The organism is Synechococcus sp. R6-5 (genome assembly GCF_047461775.1).
In the GTDB taxonomy this organism is placed as follows: domain Bacteria; phylum Cyanobacteriota; class Cyanobacteriia; order Thermostichales; family Thermostichaceae; genus Thermostichus.
The window spans coordinates 1-6,914 of record NZ_JANSHV010000202.1 but is presented as its reverse complement, the minus strand read 5'-3'; the positions used below and the strand labels follow the sequence as shown (position 1 = coordinate 6,914).

The window sequence follows — 6,914 nt, the reverse complement described above, 5'->3', positions numbered from 1 at the left end:
CCCCCCCAGCCCGCCCCCCGCGATGAAAATCTCACAGGGGATCCGGGTTTCCGGCAGGGGCGCCGTCGAGGGTTGGGCCAGAGCCGCTCCGGCGCCCAGGATCCCTGCTCCCAACGCCACACCGCTCCACCCCGGAAGGTTAACCTGAAGTTTCATCGAATGAGCCTCTCCCCACCCACGCTCTGGCTTGGCCTTTTGGACTTTCCGGCAACCTCTATCATGGGAGAAAGCCTTGCGGATGCTCATGCCGGATTCCACCTTTGTCATCACCACCCCCATCTACTACGTCAACGCTGCCCCCCATATTGGCAGCGCCTACACCACCCTAGTGGCGGATGCCATCGCCCGTTACCACCGCCTGCGGGGCAAGGATGTGCTGATGGTGACGGGAACTGACGAGCACGGCCAGAAGATCCAGCGCACCGCCGAAGAGCGCGGCATTCCCCCTCAGCAGCACTGTGACGAGATTGCGGCTCAGTTTGCCCAGCTTTGGCAGTTGCTAGACATCCGCTACGACCGCTTTATCCGCACCACGGATCCCCGCCACAAAGCCATTGTGCGGGAGTTTTTTCAGCGGGTTTGGGATCAGGGGGATATTTTCGTTGGGCGGCAGCAGGGGTGGTACTGCGTTGCCTGCGAAGAGTTTAAAGACGAGGCGGAGCTGCTAGAAGGTGGGTTTTGCCCTCTGCACCCCACCAAGAAAGTGGAGTGGAAAGATGAAGAAAACTACTTTTTTCGCCTCTCCCGCTACCAGGAAAAGCTGGAAGCCCTCTATGCCGAGCAGCCGGAGTTTATCCAACCAGAAAGCCGCCGCAATGAGGTGATTAACTTTGTCAAGCAGGGCCTGCGGGACTTTTCCATCTCTCGCCCTAGTGTCTCCTGGGGGATCCCTTTTCCGGCGGATCCCGGCCAAACCCTCTACGTCTGGTTTGACGCTCTGATCAACTACATCAGTGCCGCTCTGGATCCTGACGACGAGCCCACCTTGGCAAATGCCCTACGCCGCTACTGGCCTGCGGATGTGCACCTGGTGGGCAAGGACATCGTCCGCTTTCATGCCATCTACTGGCCGGCTATGCTCATGTCGGCCGGTCTGCCTCTGCCCAAACAAATCTTTGGCCACGGCTTTCTCACCAAGGATGGCCTCAAGATGAGCAAAAGCCTGGGGAACACAGTGGATCCCTTTGAGCTGGTGCAGCAATACGGCGCCGATGCCGTGCGCTACTACTTCCTGACGGAAATCGAGCTGGGCAAGGATGGCGATTTCAGCGAGGGCCGCTTCGTTGACGTGCTCAACGCCGATCTGGCCAACGATCTGGGCAATCTGCTCAACCGCACCCTCACCATGCTCAAGAAATATCAACCGGACTACCGCATTCCCGCCGTCGGGATCCCTGCAGATCACCCCCTCAAAACCCTGGCCGAGCGCCTTGCCCCGGCAGTGGCCGACGCCTACGAGCGGCTGGATCCCAGCTCTGCTGCCCGCAAAGCCCTCAGCTTAGCCCAGGCCAGCAACAAATACCTTGATGAGCAGGCTCCTTGGACGCTGCACAAGCAAGGGCAAAACGAACGGGTGGCCCAGATTCTCTACGCCGTTTTGGAAAGCGTGCGCTGGGTGGCAGTCCTGCTCTCCCCCCTCATTCCCGCTCTCAGCCTCAAGATCCTGCAGCAACTGGGGTTCTCCCTCACCGACATCACGCAACTGCGCTGGGATCCCGATGCGACTTGGGGCCAGCTTCCCCCCGGGCAAGAGCCCCAGCCTCCTACGCCTGTCTTTCAGAAGATCCTGAGGAACGCCTAGGGATTGGCGATGTCCGGTCGGGAAGATTGGGCAGCGGCTTGGGATCCCTCTGGTGTGGCTCCGCCGGCAAAAGGGCGGTCACCTCCCAGGGGAAGTGTTGATGAAGCAGCGGAGAAAGAACGGTTGGATGGGTCGGATGGGCGCAGCCGCGGGTTGTGAATCGCGCCAGTGGTGGGGGGCACTTCGCCGGACAGCGTCTGCCAGGCTGCCCGTACCCCTGCCCAAAAGCTGCGGATATTGACTTGGGCGCCCTGGGCTTGGGTGCGTGCTCCTTCGATGGAGCGGTTGACCTGCTTCACCACTTGCCCAGCCCCTTTCACCCCTTCGTCGAGGCTGTCGGCAATCTCGCTCACTTCCAGGCTGGTCAGGCGCAGGGCCTCCAGCGTGGGCGGCAATTCCCGCAGCAGCGTGTCGAAAAAGCGCTCCACGCTCTGGGCAGCTCGACCCAGTTGAATGACGGCAGGTAGTAGGGTCAGGATCACTGCCAAAATGCCCACTGCTACCAGGCCTACCGAGAGGCCGAGCCAAAATACCGGGTCGTTCATCCCGCCGCCTCCTCCCCATCCCGAGCTTCTAGGTCAGCTTCTTCCCCGCCAAAGGGACGCGAGTTCTGGGCTTGGAGCAGCTCCCTTCGCTTCTGCAACATGGCTTCTTTGCCCACCGCCACTGCCTGCTGCAGCCGCAGCAGAGCCTCATCCAAACTGCGTTGGGCAGCGTCGAACAACTTTTCCGATTGATATTGCAGACTGCTGGTCACATCTTCTGCCACCTCTGGCAGGGCCTCTGCCGATTTCTTCAGCAGTCGCCGCGTCTCCCGTCCGCTGCGGGGAGCCAAGAGCAGGCCAATGGCGGTGCCCACAGCAGTTCCCAGCAACAGCCCACCAATAAACGCGCCAGTCCGGTTTTCAGCCATGCTTTGCCAGAGTTGAGTTGGATACGGGTGGCCCCGAAACCAGACTACCTTAAGATCTCGCGGGATCGGCGGGCTTGCCGCGCGCCGGGTCAACTGTTCCTAGAGAATCCGCAGGGGATCCACATCCAGGCTGACGCGGATCCCTTGGGGGGGATGGCCAATTGCGGCCTGGATCTGCGCAGCCAGCTTCGGGCGATCCCAACCTTGGTCGGGAAGCTGCTTCAACAGGATCTGCCAGCGGTAGCGTCCGGCAACCCGCTCCACCTGAGCTGGCCCCGGCCCCAACACCTCTGCCGGGATCCCCTGTAGGCGTTCGGCCACCCGATGGCAGTAGCGCTCCAGGGCTTCCAGGCAGGTGCTGCTCAAGCGGATCAAAATCAAGGCTCGATGGGGAGGATAGCCCCCCTCTTGCCGTTGTTGCAGTTCTGCCCGCAAGAAGCCCTCGTAATCTTGGGCCAGTACCGCCCTCAAAATCGGGTGCTCCGGCAGATAGGTCTGGATAATCGCCTGTCCTGGCAGGGATCCCCGGCCCGAGCGCCCTGCCACCTGGGTGAGCAGTTGAAAGCTGCGCTCGCCGGCGCGATAGTCGGCTTGGTGCAACAGCCCATCGGCGGCCATCACGCCCACCAAGGTTACCTGGGGTATGTCCAGCCCTTTGGTGAGCATTTGCGTGCCCACCAGCACCTGGGCCTTGCCGCTGCGAAACTGCTCCAGCAAATCGCGATGGGATCCCTTGCGGCGGGTGGCGTCGCTGTCGTAGCGCAAAATCGAGAGCTGGGGCCAATGCTGGTGCAGCACTTCCACCACTTTTTGGGTGCCGGTGCCGAAGTGCTTCAGGTAGGGGGATCCACAGGCGGGGCAGCGCTGCGGATGGGGTTGGCGGGCGCCGCAGTAGTGGCAGCGCAGTTCTTGTCCGCCAAGATGGGCCAGGTGAAAGGTGAGAGAAACATCACAGTGCTCGCAGGTGAGGACAAACCCGCAGCTACGGCACAAGACGAAGGTGCTGTGGCCGCGGCGGGGGACAAAGAGAATGGCCTGTTCCCCTCTGTCCAGCGTCTGCTGCAGGGCCTGGTGTAGACGGCGGCTGAGGATGCTGCGGTTGCCGGCTTGGAGCTCCTGGCGCATGTCCACCAGCTCCAGTTGGGGCAGGGTGGCCGGGATCCCAGCTTGGGGGATGCGCTGCGGCAGGCCCAGCCGGATCCACCGCTGCGGATCCTGCAGATGGGCGGCATAGGTTTCCACCGCTGGGGTTGCACTGCCCAGGACCAGGGGACAACCGGCCAGCTCGGCCCGCCACTCGGCCACCTGACGGGCGTGGTAGCAGGGCTGGGGCTGATCCTGCTTGAAGCTGTCGTCGTGCTCTTCGTCCAAGACGATCAGGCCCAGCTTGGACAAGGGGGCAAACACCGCCGAGCGGGTGCCGATCACCACTTGGGGGGTGGAGGACAGCATCTGCCGCCAGGTGTCGTAGCGCTCGCCTTCCGAGAGGCCGCTGTGGTAGGCCCACACCTGGGATCCCAGCCGCGCCCGAAACCGATCCATCAGTTGCGGGGTAAGGCCGATCTCGGGCACCAGCACCAGCGCCGACCGTCCTTGCTGCAGCACCTGGGCGATCACCTGCAGGTACACTTCCGTTTTCCCAGAACCGGTGACCCCGTGCAGTAAAAACCGCTGGAACCGGCCCAAAGCTTGCCGGATCGCCTCTACCGCCTGGGCCTGGGCGGCCGTCAAGGGCCTGGGCGGATCCCGCCACCCCGGCAGGCTGGCATCTCCCAGCCGCAGCAGTGGGCGCTCGTAGAGGTGGACACGGCCTTTGCGGGCCAACCCCTGCAGAACCGCTCGGCTCACTCCTGCCAGGCGCTCCCACTCGGCGAGCAGCAGCTCTCCCCCCTTCTGCTTGAGGATCTGCAGCGCCTTCTGCTGAGGGAGGCTCAGCCCCTCTGGGGAGTCGTCGGCCAGACTGGCGGCCAGCTGGGTTTTCACCCTGCCCCCCTGTTGCTCCTGCCAAAAGCTCTCCACCCAACCCCGTCGCTGCAGTTCCCGCAGGGCGAGGGCGGCAGTGGGCACCTGCTGTTGCACATAGCGCCAAGACAGCTCCCCCCCTTTGGCCTGAAGCAGCTGCAGCAGGGTTTGGGCAGCCGGCGAACATTCCTCCCCTTCGGCAGGGAGCCTGAGCAAGCGGACACGCCGCTGAGAACGGCTGAGCAAGCCGGGGGGCAATACCGTGCGCACCACCTGGGCCAGAGGGGTGAGGTAATAGTCGGCCACCCGCTGCAGCAGGGGCCAGAATTCTTTGGGCAGAATCCCTTTGGCCACCACCGCCTCGATCTCCCGCACCGACTGCGGATCCACCCCTGCCGGCAGCTCGGAGCGCCAACCCAAGGCCACTGCCCCCGCCATTTGCTGACCAAAGGGTACGCTGAGCAGGTCGCCCGCTTCTGGCGCGGATCCCTCTGGCACACGATAGGTAAAGCAACCCCCCAAATGGGGATGATCCACCCACACTTCCAGCCAGCGGGGAGGAACAGGCTGCAACACGGGATCCCTCACGGACGGGGCAGAAACCTCGGCAGATCGACCGCCCGCTTGCTTGCCCGAGACGGTAGAGGTTGGGCCAGGGGCTGAATTGTGGGCTTGGCAGCAGGGGTTGGAGACAGAGCCTGGCCAAGGGACTCTGTTCGCGTGAGGGCGCTGGAGGTATCGGCCCGAGGTGGGACATCCAAGCCTTTGCGTTCCAAAGCCGCCTTCAAGCTCAGCACATGCATCTGCTGCTGCTCGTATTTTTCTCGGAGAGAGCGGTTTTCTTCCCACAGGGCAGCACGCTCCCCTTGCAGGGCTTTGATCTGCTCTGCTTGCTTCTCCAGTTGCGTGGACAAGGTTGCAATTTCTTCTTGCAGATGGAGAATGGTTGCCTGCGCAGAGCGCAACTGTGGCTGCCAGTCGGGTTGGGCGGCCAACTGCTCCAAGGCAGCCTGCAACTGCCGCTCCATGGCGGAGAGATGCTGCTGGGCTTGGGCGTACTGTTCCTGCAGATGGCGGTGCTCTTGCTGCCAACGGGTAACTTCCGCCTGGGCTTGAGAGAGGGCCACTTGCAGCGCTTCGGCCTGGGCCTGCCACTGCTGTTGAAGCTGTTGCTGCGCCAGGGATCCCTGGCGCAGATGCTCCTGCTGAGCTTGCAAAGCCGCCAATTGAGCTTGGGCTTCGGCCAGGGCTGCTTCTAGCTCTTGCCGTTGTTCCCGCCAGCGCTGCTCGGCCTCGGCTTCCGTCTCGGCATAGCCCGCCAAACGGGCCTCGAGGTGTTCCCGTTGCTCCTGCCAGGCTGCCTGTTGGTCGCTGTACAAAGCCCGCAGGCTGCTCAGCTCCGCCTGAGTTTCGGCAATTTGAGTGCGGGCCAGAGAAAGCTCTGCCTTAAAGCGTTGCAGCATTTCCACCCGCTTTTCCGCCACATCCTGGGCTTCCAGCAGAGAGGCCTGCAGCTCCTGCTGGCGCTGTTCCCATTGACGGCGCTCCTGAGCGTGGGCCAAGCGTAGCTGCTCAATCTGCTCCTGCAGGGCCTCGATATCCTGCCGCTGCCGTTCATTTAAGCGTTGCCGAGCAGCAAGCTGAGCTTCCTGATCCGAGATCTGGACTTTCTGAGCCGCCAAAGTCTGCTGCAACTGTTGCAAGAGATGCTCCCGCTCCTGCAGCGCCTTCTCTTGTTCGGCCACCTTCTGGTGCAAAGCCTGCAGTTGTTCCTGAAGAACTCGCCGCTCTTGGAGCTCGGCTTCGGCTTTGAGCAGACGGCTCTCCAAGGGCTGTTGCTGCCTCAGGGCCAAATGGCGCTCCGTGCTGGGATCCGGTTCGGATGCTGAACAGCCCGCATGAGTCTCTGAAAGGATGGGATCCGAGTCACCTGAAGAGGGAGCACGCATAGATTGAAGGAGAGATGAAGAAGCGGGAGCAAATGATAAAGTTCCCTGCAGTATAGAGAGATTTTTGGGCGGGTTCAAGCCAGAAGGGTGATCTTGTAAAATCTCCTGCTGCTCCGCACGGCGCGGAGTGCTATCGGCCTGTTTTGGCCGCGCTCTTGCTTCTGAGGTTCCCAAATCCCCGGACTGGGCAGAAGGGCTTGGCTTACTTTTTTTCGGCCGCGAGGCCCGATCCCGACCGGAAGAGGTCTCCCCTTGCTTGGGCGTGCTGATACATTTACGCTGAACACTG

The 6,914-nt window shown here is 62.4% G+C and carries 5 protein-coding genes; 1 reads left to right on the top strand and 4 read right to left on the bottom strand.

The genetic code is table 11. The features are described from left to right. The first annotated feature begins 244 nt into the window (after nucleotides 1–244). Nucleotides 245–1,801, top strand: coding sequence for a methionine--tRNA ligase (metG, locus tag NW818_RS10745; RefSeq protein WP_414424547.1), 1,557 nt, complete (start codon nucleotides 245–247; stop codon nucleotides 1,799–1,801). Here metG and NW818_RS10740 read toward each other — a convergent pair. From NW818_RS10740 to NW818_RS10725, 4 genes are all read right to left on the bottom strand, one after another. Then, nucleotides 1,798–2,346: a hypothetical protein gene (locus tag NW818_RS10740; protein WP_011433807.1), complete on the bottom strand. Its 549-nt coding sequence runs from the start codon at nucleotides 2,344–2,346 to the stop codon at nucleotides 1,798–1,800. The two genes, metG and NW818_RS10740, sit on opposite strands and share 4 nt — an antisense overlap. Next, nucleotides 2,343–2,714, bottom strand: a complete 372-nt coding sequence (locus tag NW818_RS10735; protein WP_011433806.1) for a YtxH domain-containing protein — start codon at nucleotides 2,712–2,714, stop codon at nucleotides 2,343–2,345. Before NW818_RS10735 ends, NW818_RS10740 begins: the two co-directional genes overlap by 4 nt. A 99-nt stretch (nucleotides 2,715–2,813) precedes the next feature. Next, nucleotides 2,814–5,252, bottom strand: a complete 2,439-nt coding sequence (priA, locus tag NW818_RS10730) for a primosomal protein N' (RefSeq protein WP_414424546.1) — start codon at nucleotides 5,250–5,252, stop codon at nucleotides 2,814–2,816. Between the two features lie 8 nt (nucleotides 5,253–5,260). Beyond that, nucleotides 5,261–6,625, bottom strand: coding sequence for a hypothetical protein (locus NW818_RS10725; protein WP_414342953.1), 1,365 nt, complete (start codon nucleotides 6,623–6,625; stop codon nucleotides 5,261–5,263). Nucleotides 6,626–6,914 lie beyond the last annotated feature (289 nt).